This window comes from Pseudomonas sp. NFX224 (assembly GCF_048565165.1).
GTDB lineage: Bacteria > Pseudomonadota > Gammaproteobacteria > Pseudomonadales > Pseudomonadaceae > Aquipseudomonas.
Genome location: NZ_CP183416.1, coordinates 4,931,442 through 4,948,165, shown reverse-complemented (window position 1 = coordinate 4,948,165; position 16,724 = coordinate 4,931,442). Strand labels below are relative to the sequence as shown.

Annotated in this window: 13 protein-coding genes; 8 read left to right on the top strand and 5 right to left on the bottom strand. The window is 59.3% G+C overall.

Annotated elements, in window-relative coordinates; all coding sequences use genetic code 11:
* Positions 1 to 75 precede the first annotated feature (75 nt).
* The 4 genes from ACNYC6_RS22635 to ACNYC6_RS22620 form a co-directional block, all read right to left on the bottom strand.
* Positions 76 to 1,482, bottom strand: a complete 1,407-nt coding sequence (locus ACNYC6_RS22635; protein ID WP_419709236.1) for an aspartate aminotransferase family protein — start codon at positions 1,480 to 1,482, stop codon at positions 76 to 78.
* Positions 1,483 to 1,539: 57 nt separating this feature from the next.
* Positions 1,540 to 2,022 carry a GNAT family N-acetyltransferase gene (locus ACNYC6_RS22630; RefSeq protein WP_419709235.1) on the bottom strand — a complete coding sequence of 161 codons (483 nt, stop codon included), beginning with the start codon at positions 2,020 to 2,022 and terminating at the stop codon, positions 1,540 to 1,542.
* A 198-nt stretch (positions 2,023 to 2,220) separates the two neighbouring features.
* Positions 2,221 to 3,546 (bottom strand): ATP-binding protein, encoded by a 1,326-nt coding sequence (locus ACNYC6_RS22625; RefSeq protein ID WP_419709234.1) that lies wholly within the window; start codon positions 3,544 to 3,546, stop codon positions 2,221 to 2,223.
* Positions 3,543 to 4,223, bottom strand: coding sequence for a response regulator (locus ACNYC6_RS22620; protein ID WP_095196723.1), 681 nt, complete (start codon positions 4,221 to 4,223; stop codon positions 3,543 to 3,545). Before ACNYC6_RS22620 ends, ACNYC6_RS22625 begins: the two co-directional genes overlap by 4 nt.
* A gap of 153 nt (positions 4,224 to 4,376) precedes the next feature.
* Between ACNYC6_RS22620 and dsbD the strand changes: the two genes are divergently transcribed.
* From dsbD to dsbG, 3 genes are read left to right on the top strand one after another with little or no spacing between them, the layout of a single operon-like run.
* Positions 4,377 to 6,113: a protein-disulfide reductase DsbD gene (dsbD, locus tag ACNYC6_RS22615; RefSeq protein ID WP_419709233.1), complete on the top strand. Its 1,737-nt coding sequence runs from the start codon at positions 4,377 to 4,379 to the stop codon at positions 6,111 to 6,113.
* Positions 6,113 to 6,967 (top strand): prolipoprotein diacylglyceryl transferase family protein, encoded by an 855-nt coding sequence (locus ACNYC6_RS22610; RefSeq protein WP_419709232.1) that lies wholly within the window; start codon positions 6,113 to 6,115, stop codon positions 6,965 to 6,967. Before dsbD ends, ACNYC6_RS22610 begins: the two co-directional genes overlap by 1 nt.
* Positions 6,943 to 7,710 (top strand): thiol:disulfide interchange protein DsbG, encoded by a 768-nt coding sequence (gene dsbG / locus ACNYC6_RS22605; RefSeq protein ID WP_419709231.1) that lies wholly within the window; start codon positions 6,943 to 6,945, stop codon positions 7,708 to 7,710. Before ACNYC6_RS22610 ends, dsbG begins: the two co-directional genes overlap by 25 nt.
* A gap of 70 nt (positions 7,711 to 7,780) precedes the next feature.
* Here dsbG and ACNYC6_RS22600 read toward each other — a convergent pair whose 3' ends face one another.
* Complete coding sequence (locus ACNYC6_RS22600; RefSeq protein ID WP_419709230.1) at positions 7,781 to 8,599, bottom strand: alpha/beta fold hydrolase; 819 nt, start codon at positions 8,597 to 8,599, stop codon at positions 7,781 to 7,783.
* Positions 8,600 to 8,894: 295 nt separating this feature from the next.
* Between ACNYC6_RS22600 and ACNYC6_RS22595 the strand changes: the two genes are divergently transcribed.
* The 5 genes from ACNYC6_RS22595 (at position 8,895) to ACNYC6_RS22575 (ending at position 16,662) form a co-directional block, all read left to right on the top strand.
* Positions 8,895 to 10,946: a type VI secretion system tip protein VgrG gene (locus ACNYC6_RS22595; RefSeq protein ID WP_419709229.1), complete on the top strand. Its 2,052-nt coding sequence runs from the start codon at positions 8,895 to 8,897 to the stop codon at positions 10,944 to 10,946.
* Positions 10,943 to 11,818, top strand: coding sequence for a DUF4123 domain-containing protein (locus tag ACNYC6_RS22590; protein WP_419709228.1), 876 nt, complete (start codon positions 10,943 to 10,945; stop codon positions 11,816 to 11,818). The genes ACNYC6_RS22595 and ACNYC6_RS22590 overlap by 4 nt, the downstream gene beginning before the upstream one ends.
* A gap of 206 nt (positions 11,819 to 12,024) precedes the next feature.
* Positions 12,025 to 12,822, top strand: coding sequence for a hypothetical protein (locus ACNYC6_RS22585; RefSeq protein ID WP_419713001.1), 798 nt, complete (start codon positions 12,025 to 12,027; stop codon positions 12,820 to 12,822).
* 12 nt (positions 12,823 to 12,834) lie between these two features.
* Positions 12,835 to 14,985 carry a lipase family protein gene (locus tag ACNYC6_RS22580; RefSeq protein WP_419709227.1) on the top strand — a complete coding sequence of 717 codons (2,151 nt, stop codon included), beginning with the start codon at positions 12,835 to 12,837 and terminating at the stop codon, positions 14,983 to 14,985.
* Between the two features lie 471 nt (positions 14,986 to 15,456).
* The gene (locus tag ACNYC6_RS22575) at positions 15,457 to 16,662 is read left to right on the top strand and encodes an ISL3 family transposase (protein WP_419709226.1); all 1,206 of its coding nucleotides are present in this window, start codon (positions 15,457 to 15,459) and stop codon (positions 16,660 to 16,662) included.
* Positions 16,663 to 16,724: the final 62 nt, after the last annotated feature.

Below are 16,724 nucleotides of genomic sequence, written 5' to 3'. Positions count from 1 at the left end.
TCTCCATCACTGTAGGGTGGGCTGCACGCTGCGTGCAGCCGCTATGTAGAAGGAACGTCCCAGGGCCTGGAAAATTTACAGGCCGGTGGTCGCTGCGGCCAACGCCCGGCCGAAAATCTCGGCGACGCGGTCGATTTCTGCGGTGGTAATCACCAGCGGCGGCAGGAAACGCACCACCGCGCCGTGACGGCCACCGAGCTCCAGGATCAAGCCACGCTTGAGGCATTCGCGCTGCACCAGCGGCGCCAGGCGCGCAAACGCCGGCGGATGCCCCTGAGCGTCCAGTGCGCCAGCCGCATCGACCAGCTCGACACCGAGCATCAGACCGCGACCGCGAATGTCGCCCAGTTGCGGGAAGTCCCGCTGCAGGATGCGCAGGTGTTCGCTCAAGCGCTCGCCCATGGCGGCGGCGTGTTCGCACACCTTGTGTTCGACCAGATAACGTATCACCGCCGAACCGGCAGCCATGGCCATCTGGTTGCCACGGAAGGTCCCGGCATGGGCGCCCGGCAGCCAGGTGTCGAGCCAATCGCGATAGACCACCACCGCCAGCGGCAGGCTGCCGCCGATCGCCTTGGACATCACCACTACGTCCGGAATGATCCCCGCGTGCTCGAAGGCAAACATCTTGCCGGTGCGGGCAAAACCGCTCTGGATCTCGTCGACGATCAGCGCCACGCCGGCCTTTTCGGTGATCCGGCGCAAACCGCGTAGCCAGTCCAGGTCCGCCGGGATCACCCCGCCCTCGCCCTGCACCGCCTCAACGATTACCGCTGCCGGCAGTTGCACGCCGGCCTCGGGATCGTTGAGCAGGTTTTCCAGATAGTTCAGGTTGGCCTTGACCCCTTGCGCGCCGCCCAATCCGAACGGGCAGCGGTAATCGTAAGGGTATGGCATGAATTGCACGCCACTGCTGAGCAAGGCGCCCAGTGGTTTTTTCGGCCCCAGGCTGCCCATCAAACTCAAAGCGCCTTGGCTCATGCCGTGATAACCGCCCTGGAACGACAACACGGTGCTGCGACCGGTGGCGGTGCGCACCAGTTTCAGCGCGGCTTCCACGGCGTCGGTGCCGGTCGGGCCGCAGAACTGGATCTTGGCTTCTGCTGCAAGAGCTGTCGGCAACAGACCGAAGAGATCCTGGACGAACTGGTCCTTGACCGGCGTCGTCAGATCAAGCGTGTGCAGCGGCAATTCATCAGCCAGCACCTGTTGAATGGCTTCGATCACCACCGGATGGTTGTGCCCCAGGGCCAGGGTGCCGGCACCGGCCAGGCAGTCGATGAACGTGCGACCTTCGACGTCTTCAACATGGATGCCCTTAGCACGCTTGAGCGCCAGGGGAATGCGTCGCGGGTAGCTGCGAGCATTGGATTCCTGCTGGCTCTGACGGGCCAGCAACGGCGATTCGTTGAACTGATAAAGCGTCTCGGTCGGGGCGACCCGAGCCGGCTGATCTTCGATAAGGCTGGTAGCGACTGACATCTCTCGACCCCTCAATAAGGTTTTCCTGTTCTGGAAACGCATCAGGGGCTCGGCGATTTAGACCTCAGGCAAGGCTTTGTGCATGGGGATGGCATGAAGTCCCGCCACCGTGAATGTTTCTGCGCACACCTGATAACCCAGTCGCCGATAAAAGGCTTCGCCGGTGCGGGTGCTGTTGAGGCGGGACTGGCGCAAACCCTGGTCGATCAACCAGCCTTCAAGATCATGCACCAGCGCTTGCCCGGCACCGCGGCGAAACCATTCCGGCTGCACGTAACAGAACGCCACCTTGCCGCTGACCGAAGCCATGGCGACGCCCACCGGTTTGTCCTGCAACAGGGCGATGTTGAGGTACAACCGCTGGTCGTTAAGCCAGGGCAGGATGTGGTCGATGGTGTTGTTGTGGGCCCACGCAGCAACGGTTTGCGGATCGTTGCGGTGGTCGAGCGCACAGCCAACGCGAATGGAGCGCTCGATGATGCGGCTGATGATGCCGGCGTCGGCCGGGGTTGCCTTGCAGGTGTGTACGGATGCTTGCATGACGCGGTCACCTCAATCCATTGAGTGTGAGGAACGATAGTCGTGGGAGCTCCGGGCGGCCAATGGAGAGACGTTACTTTTGATGTACACCACGGAACCAATGTGGGAACGAGCCTGCTCGCGATGGCGGCGGTACATTCGACACTGATCTTGGCTGACAGACCGCTATCTCAAGCAGGCTCGCTCCTACAGGTTTTGCTAGACCGGTTGCAATGGCATGGTCAGTTCAACCCGCAACCCGTCCGGTCGGCTGTCGAAATGCAGCGTGCAACCACAGCGCTGGACGATGGCCTGGACAATCGCCAACCCGAGGCCGCAACCGGTGCTCTGGCCGTTGCGCCAGAAGCGTTGGGTCAAATGTTGCAGGTCATCGTCGGCAATGCCCGGCCCGTGGTCGCGCACTACGAACTGCACGCGGTTGCCGGTGGTTTGCAGGCTCAGTTCCACCGGACCCTCGCCGGGTGTATGGCGCAAGGCGTTATCCAGCAAGTTGCGCAGCGCGGCAATCGACAGCACCGCAGGCATTTTGACCGGTGCCTGGGACACCTTGGCCGGCGGTTGGAACTTGATGCGCTGGCGATCACCGCCGGCCGTGTCCTGAATCGCCAGTTTCGCCACTTGCTCGGCGCTGCATTGCACGCCGTCGTCGAACGACAGACTGCCCTCAACCCGCGCCAGCAACAGCAATTGCTCAAGGGTCCGGTGCAAGCGATCGGCGCCCTCCTCGGCCCGCGCCAGGGATTGATCCCGCGCCGCGCCATCGGTCATGCGCGCCACCTGCAGGTGGGTCTTGATCGCGGTCAGCGGACTGCGCAATTCGTGGGCGGCGTCGCCGGTCAGCCGACGCTCGCGCTCGATGGTCTTGCCGATTCGCTGGAACAACTGGTTTTGCGTCTCAAGCAACGGTTGCAATTCGCTGGGCAACGGCTGGACCTGCAAGGGTTCCAGCGAGTCAGGACTGCGACGCATCAAGGCATCGCGCATGCGATTGAGCGGCGCCAGCCCCTGGCCAATCCCCAGCCAGAGCAGGCACAGGCAACCGAGCAACGCCACACCCACCGGCACCGACGCGGCCAACAGGATCGACATGTTCAACGCTTCACGCTCGATTTGCCGATCCGCCGTGGTGATGCGCAGATCGCCCCGGGCCAAGGTGAAACTGCGCCACGGCGCGCCGTCGATCATCTGATCGTGAAAACCCATTTTCTCGGCTTCCAGGGTTTGCCCCGGATCGCTGTGGCTACGGGCGAGAATTTCCCCGCGCAACGAACTGACCTGACACGCCATGCCCCCGGGGATGTTCAACTGTTCGGCACTGAAATGCGTGCCCTCGCCCTTGTTCGGCAACGGCGGCAGTTGCTCCATCAACCCGGCGACCATCCGCGCCGAAGCCACCAGGCGCTGGTCGAGGGAAAACATCATCTGGTTGCGCAGGTCGCTGAGCATCCAGGCCGCAGCCAGCGCCCAGATCAGCGCAAACGCGGCGCCGAGCGTCAGGCTCAGGCGCAAACGCAAACTCATCACTTCGATTGTTCTCCACCATCAGCCGGTCCCAGGCGATAGCCCAGGCCGCGTACGGTCTCGACAATGCCGTTGCCAAGTTTGCGCCGCAGGTGATGGATATGGACGTTGAGGGCGTTGCTCTCAAGTTCGTCGTTGAAACCGTAGACGCTGTCCTTGAGCTGCTCGGTGGACAACACTCGACCACGGTTATGCAGCAGGGCCTGCAACAGCGATTGTTCGCGGCGCGAGAGGTCGACCGGCTGACCGGCGAGCGTGGTTTCGCGACTGCTCGGGTCGTAAGTCAAAGCACCATGTTCGATCAGGTTGACGCTGCGCCCCGCCACCCGTCGCAGCAGGGTGTGCAGGCGCGCAGCCAGTTCACGCAGGTCGAAAGGCTTGAGCAGGTAGTCGTCGGCACCGGCCTGCAAACCGTCGACGCGGTCGGTCACCGAGTCCCGGGCGGTGAGGATCAGCACCGGAAGTTCCAGACCGTTATGACGTAACTGCTGCAACAACTTGAGACCGTCTTCGTCAGGCAAGCCGAGGTCGAGCACCATGACGTCGAACTCCGCCACCTTGAGCATCGCCCGTGCGGCGGACGCCGTGGCCACATGCTCCACGGTCAGACCTTGGGCGGTCAGGCCGGCGACGATGCCGCTGGCGATCAACTCATCGTCTTCACAAACCAGTACGTGCATGGAGAGCCTCGTGTAAATAATGCAGATTAGGCCGCTGACCGATTAAGCGGACATTATGCCGCAAGTGCCACTGCGGCAAGGCGGCCACGGTTAATCATCGGTTAATCGCCGCCGCCCAATGTGCAGCTCACTTGCAAAGGATAAGGCTTTTCCATGCGTCAGCTGTTTCTACTCGTCGCCCTGCTGTTCTCCAGCCTGACCCAGGCCGGAAGCAATCCGTTCGACACCAAACCCAATTTTCTGCCCGTCGACAAAGCGTTCGTATTCACCTCCGAACGCCTGGAGTCCGGTGAAACCCAGCTCTTTTGGCAGATTGCCGACGGCTATTACCTGTATCAGAAACGGCTGAAATTCGACGGTTTGCCTGCCGATCAGCATCCGGCATTGCCGGAAGGCGAATCCCACAGCGACGAGTTTTTCGGTGAGCAGCAGGTTTATCGTCAAGGCCTGGAACTGAAGATTCCCGCCGGTGCCAGCGGTAAGGTCAACGTGAGTTATCAGGGCTGTGCCGACGCCGGCTTGTGTTATCCGCCGCAAACCAAAGTCGTGGATCTGGGCAACGCCGCTGCTGCCGGTGCGACGAATCAAGCGCCCGACCAAGCCCTGGCCAGCAACCTGCAACAACGTGCGCTGGGTTGGAGCTTGTTAGTGTTCTTCGGTCTTGGCCTGTTGCTGGCCTTCACACCTTGCTCGTTGCCGATGTTGCCGATTCTGGCTGGATTGATTGTCGGCAGCGGTGCTTCGCCCAAACGCGGTTTGGCGCTGGCCGGCAGTTATGTGGTGAGCATGGCGCTGGTGTACGCGGCGATGGGTGTGTTGGCCGCGTCCCTGGGGGCGAACCTGCAAGCCTGGTTGCAAAACCCTTGGCTGCTGGGCAGTTTCGCGACGATTTTCGTACTGTTGGCGTTGCCGATGTTCGGCTTCTTCGAGCTGCAATTGCCGGTGGCCGTGCGTGATCGGCTGGAAAACGTCTCACGCAATCAGCGCGGTGGCAGCCTGATCGGTGCCGGCGTGCTGGGCGCCTTGTCCGGCTTGCTGGTCGGTCCGTGCATGACCGCGCCGCTGGCCGGCGCCCTGCTCTACATCGCGCAGAGCGGCAATGCGTTGCATGGCGGGCTGATCCTGTTTGCCATGGGCATCGGCATCGGTGTGCCGCTGCTGTTGCTGGTGACGGTCGGCAATCGCTTCATGCCCAAACCCGGCGCCTGGATGAACCTGATCAAAGGCATTTTCGGTTTTCTGTTCCTCGCCACCGCGTTGCTGATGCTGCGCCCGGTGCTGGATGAATCGTTGTGGATCGGATTGTGTGGTGCATTGCTGCTGGTCGCGGCCTACAGCGCCTGGAAGCAATCGGACGGTTTTGGTCGCGTGGCGCATCTGTTCGGCGCCACGTCGTTGCTGCTCGGTTTGTGGGGCAGCCTGTTGATGATCGGCGCGGCGGGCGGCAGTGATGATCTGTTCAAGCCATTGCAGGTTTACCGCGCGTCAAACACGGCGGTTGCGGCTGTCCCGGTCGGTCACGATGCCTTCACCACCCTCAAGGACCCGCAAGCCCTGCAACGGGAACTCGATGCGGCGCAAGCGCAAGGCCGGTGGGTGTTGCTGGACTACTACGCCGACTGGTGCGTGTCATGCAAAGTCATGGAAAAACAGGTATTCGGCAAAACCAAAGTGCTCGAAGCCTTGAGCGATGTGCGCTTGCTCCGACTGGACGTCACCGCCGACAATGCCGCCAGCCGTGAATTGCTCGGCCGTTATAAAGTGCCGGGGCCTCCGAGTCTGTTGTGGATCGGTGCCGACGGCGTCGAGCGTCGCAGCCAGCGCATCACCGGTGAGGTCGATGCCGAGACTTTCCTGCAACGCTGGACCACCACCCGAGACGCCCGTTAATGCTGACTTTTACCCTCGGCACCTTTGCCATCGCGCTTAATCACTTGCTGCTGATCAGTGCATTGGCACTGGCGACGTTCGTCGGTTGGCGGGTGGCCAAGCGCGGGGGTGATAATCCCGAGTCGGTCCTGTTCAGCCTGTTCCTGATCGGCATGCTCGCGGCGCGGATCGCTTTCGTTGCGATGTACTGGACCCACTATCGCAGCGATCCCTGGCAGGTCATCGACCTGCGCGACGGTGGTTTCCTCGCCTGGCCGGGGGTGATCGCACTGGTGCTCGCCACCGTGTACCGAGGCTGGCGTCGCCCGGGGCTGCGTCGTCCGTTGGGCTTTGGTGTGGCCAGCGGCCTGGCGTTCTGGCTACTGGCAACGTTCTCCCTGAGTATTTATGAGCAAGGCACACGCCTGCCGGACATCACCCTGCGCAATGCCGCCGGTGAAACCGTGCAACTGGCCGACTACAAGGGCGGCCCGTTGGTGATCAACTTGTGGGCCACCTGGTGCCCGCCGTGCCGTCGGGAAATGCCGGTGCTGGAAAACGCCCAGATGCAACGCCCGGACCTGACCTTCCTGTTCGTCAATCAGGCCGAAAGCATGCAAAGCGTCGCGACGTTTCTGGAAACCCAGGGCCTGAGCCTGTCCAACGTGCTGTTCGACGGCAGTGGTCGCTTGGGCCAGGCCGTCGGTTCCATGGCATTGCCGACTACGCTGTTCTATAGCCCCGACGGTCGCCTGCTGGGCAGCCATCTGGGCGAACTGTCACAAGCCAGCCTGGCTCGCGCCCTGGAAAATTTCGACAACGTACCTGCCACCTCTTCAAGGAAACTGCCATGCCCCGCCTCCGCCACCTGCTGACCCTGAGCCTGGGTGCCGCCCTGCTGCACCTGCCGTCGGTGCAGGCCGAAGAGCTGCCCGAGGCGATCAAGAAGATCGAAGCCAAAGGCGCGAAGATCGTCGGCCAGTTCGATGCCCCGGATGGCTTGCGCGGCTACGCGGCGCAATACCAGAACCGCGGCATGGCGCTGTACCTGACGCCGGATGGCAAGCATGTGCTGCTGGGTAATCTGTATGACGCCGAAGGCAACGACCTGAGCAGCGCGCCGTTGCAAAAGCTGGTGTACGCGCCGATGTCCAAGGAAGTCTGGGCCAAGATGGAAGCGAGCAACTGGATCGCCGACGGCAACAAGGATGCCCCGCGCATCGTCTACCTGTTCAGCGATCCGAACTGCCCTTACTGCAACATGTTCTGGGAACAGGCGCGGCCATGGGTCAAGGCCGGCAAGGTGCAACTGCGCCACATCATGGTCGGCATCATCCGCGAAGACAGCCCCGGCAAATCCGCCGCCTTGCTCGCCGCCAAGGACCCGCAAAAAGCCCTGCAAGACCACGAAGCCGCCGGTAAGGGCAGCTCGCTCAAAGCCTTGAAGGACGTGCCGCCGGCGATCCAGGCGAAACTCGCGGCCAACATGCAGTTGATGGAAGACCTTGAGTTGCAGGCTACCCCGGCGATTTTCTACATGGACAGCAAGGGTGAACTGCAACAGCAGCAAGGCGCGCCGTCGCCGGACAAGCTGGCGAAGATTCTCGGGCCGAAATAAACAGGATCTAAAGATGGTCCGAACGCGGCACGAACCTTCGGGCCGCGTTCGGACCATCTGTTTCCCCAACCTACGCCGGATTGCGCTCAGCCAAAAATGCCATCAGCGCCTGCGTGACAAACCCCGGATTCTCCAGATTGGAAATATGCCCCGCCTCCGGCACCAGCACGCACGGGCAACCAATCAACTCGGCCATTTCATGGGCCTCCGACGGTGGCCGCGGCTTGTCCTGATCGCCGCACAACACCAGCGTGTTCGCCGCATCCAGTTCGCCCAGTCGCGGCAACAGATCATCCCGGCCAAAGGTAATCCGCCCCATCGGCACGATGCTTTCGCGCAAGCGCTCCGGTGGTAGTGCAGCCAGTCTGGCGCGGAAGTCCTGATACAGCGCCGACTGCGGATCGATACCCGGACGGAAGAAAATCGGCACCACGATGTCGAGCAATTGCGGCGCGATCACACCGGTTTCCTCGATCATCTTGAACAGCGAAAAGTAGTACTGGCGGGTCGGTTCCGGCTCGACGCCGACGTAGGTGTCCATCAGCACCAGTCCGTTGAGCCGCTGCGCTGCCGACAACGCCAGACGCACACCCCACATGCCGCCGACCGACAGTCCGACCAAAGTGACGCGGTCGATATCCAGATGATCGAGCAACACCAAGGCCTGACTAGCCACATCGTCCAGCGAAGTCGTGCCTGCGGGCAACGGCCCGGATTCACCGTGGCCCCACAGTTCCAGCGCAATCACTCGATACTGCTGCGTTAACGCAGCAATTTGCGGTGCCCACATGGCCTGGTCCCACAGGTAACTGCCCGCCAGAAGGACGGCCGGGCCGCTGCCTTGGTCAATGAAATGGAGGGGTTGTCCATCTATCGTTACGAATGGCATTGACTGTCTACTCGCCAAAAGGAAATGCCAAGACTGAGCCGTGCGCCAGCGGCAGTCAATCATCCAAACGTTTCACTCTTTGGCCTTGATGCGACGCACTGGGAAGCGGGTTTTCGTTGGTGATTTGTAACAGCATTTGGGAAGCGTCTGACATCAATTCACCGGCAGCCTTGATAGCTTTGCACTGAACCGGACTTCAGGGCGTTTAAGTGTATTCAGGTCAAGGAAGACCTTTTTGCACGCGTTGGAACTACGCCCTGGAGTCCGTGCCACGTTGCCCGACAAGGAGTCATGAATGTTCAATACGCGCCCCGATAGCCGTTTCACCCTCACCATCAATGACTATGGACACGACCTTCAGGTCCTGGCATTCACAGGCAACGAATACATCAGTGAACCCTACGCCTTCGAGATAGAACTGGTTAGCGAACGGCCCGACCTGGACCTGGAAAACCTGCTGCACAAACAGGCTTTCCTGGCCTTCAATGACCATGGCAGTGGAAATGGCATTCACGGCCAAATCAATCGAATCGCCCGTGGCGATGCCGGAAGACGCCTGACCCATTACACCCTGACGCTGGTGCCTCAGCTGACCAATCTGGCGCACCGAATCAACCAGCGCATTTTTCAACAACTGACGGTGCCGCAGATCATTGCGCAAGTACTGGAGGATCACGGCCTGCACCTTGAATTCCATGTGTTTCATCTGGTCTCGGCCTATCCTCCTCGCGAATACTGCGTGCAATACCGGGAGTCGGATTTGCACTTCATCCAGCGCCTCTGCGAAGAGGAAGGCCTGCATTATCACTTCTGGCATAGCCGCGAAAAGCATCTGCTGGTATTTAGCGATAATCAGGCAGTATTCCCCCGAATTGAAGGCACGACGCCGTATCGACAAGACACCGGTAACGTTGCCGAAGAGCCGGTCATCAAACAATTCAAGCTGCAAATGGTCGCCCGAACCAGTCGCACCACATTCCGCGACCACGACTTTAAAAAAGCCAGCAGATTACTGGAATCCGAGTACCGAGCCGAGCCAGATTATGCTGAGCCGAATCTGGAAGAGTATGTTTACCCGGGCCGGTTCACCCAGGGCGAGCGCGGCAAACTGCTGAGTCAACGAGCCTTGGAACGCCACCGCGCCGATCACCGTCTGGCCGAGGGAGAAAGCGATCAACCGGCCCTGGTTGCCGGTCACTTGCTGCAGCTATCCGACCATCCGATCAGCGAATTGAATGATCTGTGGCTACTGACAAAAATCAGCCATGAGGGCCGACAACCCGGCGTACTTGAAGAAAACGCTGACCACGATACAACTGGCTGGGCAAACGACTTTGTTCAGGGTTACCGCAATCGTTTTCTTGCCATGCCCTGGGACGTTTTTTACCGCCCGCCCCTGCGCCACGAAAAACCGCGAATGCTCGGTAGTCAGACCGCCACGGTCACCGGTCCAAAAGGCGAGGAGATCTATTGCGACCAATACGGTCGGGTCAAGGTGCAGTTTCACTGGGATCGCCAAGGCCGGCACGACGATAAAAGCAGTTGCTGGCTGCGGGTGGCCTCCAGTTCGGCCGGCAATGCCCATGGCAGCGTCACCCTGCCAAGAGTGGGCATGGAAGTGCTCGTCAGCTTTCTGGAGGGTGACCCCGACCATCCAGTGATCAGCGGCTGCCTGATCAACAGTATCAACCCGCCGGCCTACGAACTGCCGGAACACAAGACCCGCAGTGTATTTCGATCCCGCAGTTCGCCGAACAGCACAGGCTTCAACGAACTGCATCTGGAGGATCGCGTTGGCCGGGAGTTGATCTACCTGCGCGCCCAGCGCGACATGGAACAGAAGATCGAAAACGACAGCCGCCTCGAAGTGGGCAATGAGCGTCGGGAAACGGTCAAGGGCAACAGCGTCACGGTGCTGGAGGCTCAAGAGCACCGCACCGTCAGAGGAGATCGCAAGGTACACATCGCCAGCAGCAGCCACACCCGCGTCGATCAATCCCTGGTCATCGATACGGGCGAGCAGATCTGCATCAAGGCGGGTCAGCATCTGGTTCTTGAGGCGGGCACCAGCATCAGCTTGCGGGTCGGGGGCCAGCACATCGTGATGGACCTTGGCGGCATTTTCAGCAGCAGCGATATACAGATCGGTGGTGCTCCGGTACCGGGCTCGGCCATATCGGCACCCGGACTGGGTGACGCGCTGTCAGCACCACCGCGATTGCCTCCCCTGCTAGCACCCAGCCAACGCGCATTGATGGCGACCAGCAAGATAATGGCTTCGGACTTTTGCCCGATATGTGAAGCCTGTCGCGAAGGTATCTGCCTGCCCAAAGGAGCCGTCGCATGACCGACTCGTTTCCTCGCCGCTGGATGGCTGACCAGCAACGTTCCGGTCATTCGTTGTGTTTGATACTGGACTCGGAAAATGAACACGACATTCGCCAGTTGCTGTTGAGCTCCAGCCAATTCGAACAATACCCGAGTCTCTACGAAGGCACTGACATCACTGATCTGGCGGATGTCGGACCGTTCATCTTCACCCTCGACCAGCCCGGCGACAGTCGCATCGATGAACTGCTCAAGCACCCGCAACGCAACTGGGGATGGCTAACCAGCCTGCAAAAAGGTGACGTGCCCAAACTGATCAAACACTGGCATGAACGGTTGCTCATCGGTATGCGTCCGCACCAGGCGCTGTATCGCTTTCACGACAATCGTGTGTTGGCCCGCGCCCTCGGACAACTACCCGACGAGGCTTGTCCGGCCTACCTCGGGCCGGCGATCAGTGTCTGCTACTGGGATGGCGCAGACTGGAAAACTGCCAACAACCCGGCCCCCGGCATTTATCCCGTGCCCGACGAACCCCTGTGGTTGCACACACCGCTTCACCCTTCACAGGCGAACGAAATCCTGCGGATCAATGCCCATCGTTACCTGCTGGCTGAGCATGCAAAAGCCTACGCCGACCTCGCCGAACTGCACGACCCGGATGTCTGGCTGCGTGATCGACTGTCGCAAGCGGACGCATGGGGCTGGCGTGAGCCGCAGCATTTGGAGTTTCTGCTGGCCCAGAGCCTCCAAGCACCGGCCTATACCCTGGCAGCGCATTGGCAGGTACGTGCCGGGGAAACGTCGACGGAACATTTTGAGCGGGTGTATGAATCGAGGTTTTCCTGCGGGGAGGCTGGATCGGAATGTGCAAATCGTCATGCTGAGTGAACTGTCGGTGAACCGCGCGCTCGATCAACTCGAGCCATCCGAGTAGCAAACTGCAACTTGGGAAGCGTCTGACATCAATTCATTGACTCTCTTGTTAGCGTTGCACTGAAACCGGCTCCGACACGTCGTGTTGTGATCTGGCCATGGAAGGTCTTTCACATCCGGGTCCCGGAGCCTGTGCCACGTCACCGGAAAAGGAACAAGGGATGTTCGACGCTAACCCACACTTGCGATTCAACTCTGTGCTGCGCACGACAATCCTCAGTGGTTGTTTCGCGCTGACCGCCGGCTGCGCCAGCCAGCCGAACACCTTCACTTTCACGGCGGACTTGCCGCCTGGTTTCGCGTATCAGGCCATTGCCGTGTATGTGCCAGCCAAAGGTGAAACCTGCACGGTGCCCGGCGGGAGGAACACTGAGGTTGGGTATAACTTGAAATGGCGTGAATCCTACGTATCTACAGCCGAAATTGCCTTATACAGAACTGTCAGCGGCTGCCCTTTGGTGATCAGGCGCATTGAGTTGGAGATCAATGCCTCCTACGGCAAAACCCGGGGAGATTTTGGCGGCGACAGCGCCAACGTCGCCGTTCGGTATGAGTTGGAGGAGCAATACCAGCGCACTTTCAGCGACTCGGGTGAAAGTACGTTTTTCGGCGAGTGCCAATGGTGGTTCCGCACCTCGGGCAAGCCCCGCATCCTCAGAAAAATCCTCGACTGCAAAAAAACCAATGCGCAAGGCGAGCCGGGAAAGGGTCGCCCGTTCTCGGCGTACACCCTCGGTCAACTGCCGGGGAAAGTCGTGAAGATGAAGATCTCGCTGGCCAAGGAAGAACGGCCTGGCTGGGGAGACACCTGGGTCAAGGTGCCTGGGGGCTGGAAGCGCTGCATGGGCAAAGGTCTTGAGGACCAACGCGCTTATTGCAATGGCAATTACACGGACTTCAGCCACTTCAAGATGCCGGATGGCCGCGTCTGCACCATTTACCCCGGCTGCACGGAATAAGGAGATTTGGACATGACGTCAATGGATAAAGAGTTGTCATCACGTTTGGGCAGCAGAGTGCTGTCATGCCCGGTACAAGGCAAGTGGAGCAGCTTTCAACTGGTCGATGAGTCTGGTTCTGGCGAACCCTATGCCGGACTGGTCTATACGGTGATCGATTCGGAGGGGCAGAAATACAGCGGCTATCTCGATATCACGGGCACTGGAACAGTCACCAACCATTTTGCCGGCCCGATTGCGCTGGTTTTCCCTGATACGTACGAAGGTACAGAACAGCTGTATAAAGACTTACAGACCAGACCCCACTACCCCCTAAAAATCACCGAACTCCAGGTACGCGCCGAGCAGACCCGCTATCTGAACCCAGACGCAACCCGCACCATGGAAAACCCCGCCCAAGCCTGCGCCGATGAGTTCCTCCAGGTGGAAGTGCGTCATCTGGTCGAGCATGTTTCGCATTTACCTCCAGAGCTCAGTCGCCCGGATGGCCTGGGACGGACAAAAATCATGGGCGAGCACGGCAAGCTCGGTCTTGCCCTGTTGCCGCAGCAGCACACCGTGCTGGAAGTGCGACCGCTGCGGGCCTTGCGCCCGATGCTGTCGACCGGCCCCGAATTCTGCGCGCTGAACCTCTACCAACTCGCCTTGATGGCCACCTTGAGTTACTGCCCCTTTGGTCAGAAGCCGGAAAAAACACCCGTAAGAGAAAGCACCGTGAGCTTCTCGCTGCAACCGAGCGTGGGAAATTGGTTTGGTGAAGCCTTGGCCACGTTCGATGAATTGTGGCGGATCGAGTCGAAGCAAGCCAAACCTTACTACCCGCTGTATGAAGATGTGCCGTATTCAAAACGACTGGAGATCGTGCCGTTCGACCCGGTTCTCTATGACGTCAACAATCCCGAGCTGGAAGATGATCAGGAACACCCGGCCAAGGTTCATTTTCTCGACGACAGAAAAACCGGGGCGAAATCTACCGATACCCAGGCGTTCATCACCCACAACGACGAACTGATCCTGATTGCCGTGAAGGGCACTTTAGAGCTCGCCGATGGCCTGCGCGATGCCGATGCATATCAAGTTCCTTTTGAGGGTAGCGACAGCAAGGTGCACCGTGGATTTTACGAGAGTGCACTGAAGGCATACGACTTTGCCCTGAAGTACCTCGAGAAATTCTATGCCGGCCAAAAACTCCTGATCTGTGGTCACAGCCTGGGTGGCGCCGTAGCCTTGCTGCTCGCGGAGATGTTGCGTCGTAGAACGGAAAATTACACCCTCCAGCTCTACACCTACGGCGCCCCCCGCGCCGGTGACGCAAACTTCGTAAAAAGCGCTGAGCCGCTGGTGCACTACCGCATGGTCAACCACAACGACCCGGTGCCCAGCGTGCCCGGCACCTGGATGAACACCAAGGCCGAGGTGTTCGGCGCAGGAGCCGCACTGACCTTTGCCAACGTTCCGCTCGGCCTGTCGGTTTTTGTCGCAGGCATCACCAATTGGACCGGCGAACCCTACGAACACCACGGCACCTTGCGCCACTTCATGCCGGTCCAGTTTAACGGTAGGGAAATGTCATCGATTCTCTGGGAGCCCGGTTGTGACGTCATTAACCAGCATGCCGCGTGTACCTTGGCACTACAACAAAACCACGGCCTGCCGCACCGCCCATCATTACTGGCGCAGATATTTAAGGTCGGGAATCACTTCATGATGGGCGCCTACATTCCGGCGTGCTGGGCCGCGCTACGCCGTTGGCAAGATGCATCGGAGTCTAACCGTTCGTTGGTCACCCCCCGAGAGTTTGAGTTCGTAGAAGGATCACTGGTCGTCGTCACAGAAAATCTGCGCGACAAACGACGTGATTTGCTGGCCAGGCCGGATGCTTACGTACGTCGCCAGGAAAACTTCATCACAGCCCTCGAGCAGGAAATCGACAAGATCAAAACCACTCGCACTCGACTGGCGAACCTGCGTTATCGGCACATCACGCAAGAGGATGTCTATGGCGTGCTGTGTACTCAACCCGAACAACTGGCCCAGACTCTGACGCGTTGGCAGGCACACCCGCAAAACCAGATCGCCGAGCAACTGGCCATGGCGCCCAGACCAAGACACATCAATAGCTTGATGGCGGCGCAAACTTTCGACATCGATTCGATTATTTAAACGAGTAGCTCATTACATGAGCGAGTCGGATTGCCCCGCACACGATTTTTTATGGGAGATCGGTTGTTGAGGACAGTCCCCAACTGACTTTCGGTGGGTATTCGCTTTCCCCCTCAGCAAGCCGACTGCCCACTTGGACGAAACCAAATAATGCCTCTTGATTTCCCTCTAAAAAAAATCACAGCCTTAACCACAATATTCTTGATTCTCAAGGGTTGTGTCGGAGTCAGGGTTGAAGTGCCCGAACCGGTACACCCCCGGCTAGTCAATAAAGATGTGACCACACGAGCTTGGTGCGGTGTTTCACTTTGGGCAGTGATCGCGCCAATTCCACTCAAACTGCCCGTCTGCAAGCTGTATGAGGGGCAAAAATTGGGTTCTTCACGGAATCCCGGGAAACACAGAAACAAGAACGCCGATTTGATTGATGATGTTCGTGCGAGCAAACACATCTAACAAACCGGCGTTCTTATGCGCGATATTAATACTTTCCTTCCGTTTTGGGAGGGCTTTTCTGTCGTCACGATCAAGCCTGAGGGTGATGCCCTACGGATCGAACTGACTCCCCACGCCACCCGATTTCCTTCCTGTGGCGGCTGCCAAAAGCCTTGTTCAACCACTCATGAGTATTGCGAGCGAACCGTTCGCGATTTGCCCATTCTCGGCCGCGCGGTACGCCTCAGCGTGCTGCTCAGGCGCGTTGGCTGCCGCGACTGTGGCAAACGCATGGAGGCCGTGAGTTGGCTGGATCGCTATGCGCGCATGACACGCCGCTTGGCTGATGCGGTTATTCAGGCCAGCGAACGCCTTCCCACCCTGCACGTGGCCCAGATGTTTGGGCTGCATTGGGACACCGTGCGGTTGCTGGAGCGTCGGGCCTTGCAAGCGGCATTGAGCGAGTTGCCGACGGCTCAACCACGACGCCTGGTGATGGATGAATTCGCGCTGTTTAAAGGGCATCGCTACGCCAGTGTTGTGTTGGATGCCGATACGCGACGAGTGCTATGGATCGGCGAAGGCCGCAGCCGGGCGGCAGTTCGGCCCTTTTTCGAAGAGCTTGGGCCAGAGGGATGTGCTCGAATCGAAGCGGTGGCAATGGACATGAACACTGCGTTTGACCTGGAGGTTCGTCAGCACTGCCCGAAAGCGCGTGTGGTCTACGACCTCTTTCATGTGGTGGCCAAATATGGCCGAGAGGTCATTGACCGGGTCCGCGTCGACGAAGCTAACCGATTGCGTCATGACAAGCCGGCTCGCAAGGTCATCAAGCAGGCGCGATGGCTGTTGCTGCGCAATCCACAGAATCTGAAAACGCCGGAACAGCAGGTTCGCTTGCAAGATTTGTTGGCGGCCAACCAATCGCTGATGACGGTGTATTTGATGAAGGCTGAGCTCAAAACACTCTGGACACCGAGTGCTGCCTGGGCTTGGCGATCGGCCTGGAAGCAATGGCTGCGCCATGCTCATGAAAGCGAACTACCGGCACTGATCCAGTTCGCCAATCGGCTGAAGGCTTACTGGCGAGGCATCGTCAGTCGGGTTCGCTGGCCGATGCACACAGGGCAGTTGGAAGGTATAAACAATCGAATAAAGGTCATCAAACGGATGGCGTACGGTTACCGGGATAGCGAATTCTTTTTCATGAAGATCAAGAGCGTCTTTCCCGGTAATCCGTGAAGAACCAAAAATTGACCACTCCATTTTATGCATGCGGTCCCTTTATGCTTTTGGGCCCGATC

What these genes read in the sequence shown, in the direction of transcription:
- ACNYC6_RS22635 (WP_419709236.1), bottom strand. Translation starts at nt 1,482, where the DNA reads ATGTCAGTCGCTACCAGCCTTATCGAAGATCAGCCGGCTCGGGTCGCC.
- ACNYC6_RS22630 (WP_419709235.1), bottom strand. Translation starts at nt 2,022, where the DNA reads ATGCAAGCATCCGTACACACCTGCAAGGCAACCCCGGCCGACGCCGGC.
- ACNYC6_RS22620 (WP_095196723.1), bottom strand. Translation starts at nt 4,223, where the DNA reads ATGCACGTACTGGTTTGTGAAGACGATGAGTTGATCGCCAGCGGCATC.
- dsbD (WP_419709233.1), top strand. Translation starts at nt 4,377, where the DNA reads ATGCGTCAGCTGTTTCTACTCGTCGCCCTGCTGTTCTCCAGCCTGACC.
- ACNYC6_RS22610 (WP_419709232.1), top strand. Translation starts at nt 6,113, where the DNA reads ATGCTGACTTTTACCCTCGGCACCTTTGCCATCGCGCTTAATCACTTG.
- dsbG (WP_419709231.1), top strand. Translation starts at nt 6,943, where the DNA reads ATGCCCCGCCTCCGCCACCTGCTGACCCTGAGCCTGGGTGCCGCCCTG.
- ACNYC6_RS22600 (WP_419709230.1), bottom strand. Translation starts at nt 8,599, where the DNA reads ATGCCATTCGTAACGATAGATGGACAACCCCTCCATTTCATTGACCAA.
- ACNYC6_RS22595 (WP_419709229.1), top strand. Translation starts at nt 8,895, where the DNA reads ATGTTCAATACGCGCCCCGATAGCCGTTTCACCCTCACCATCAATGAC.
- ACNYC6_RS22590 (WP_419709228.1), top strand. Translation starts at nt 10,943, where the DNA reads ATGACCGACTCGTTTCCTCGCCGCTGGATGGCTGACCAGCAACGTTCC.
- ACNYC6_RS22585 (WP_419713001.1), top strand. Translation starts at nt 12,025, where the DNA reads ATGTTCGACGCTAACCCACACTTGCGATTCAACTCTGTGCTGCGCACG.
- ACNYC6_RS22580 (WP_419709227.1), top strand. Translation starts at nt 12,835, where the DNA reads ATGACGTCAATGGATAAAGAGTTGTCATCACGTTTGGGCAGCAGAGTG.
- ACNYC6_RS22575 (WP_419709226.1), top strand. Translation starts at nt 15,457, where the DNA reads ATGCGCGATATTAATACTTTCCTTCCGTTTTGGGAGGGCTTTTCTGTC.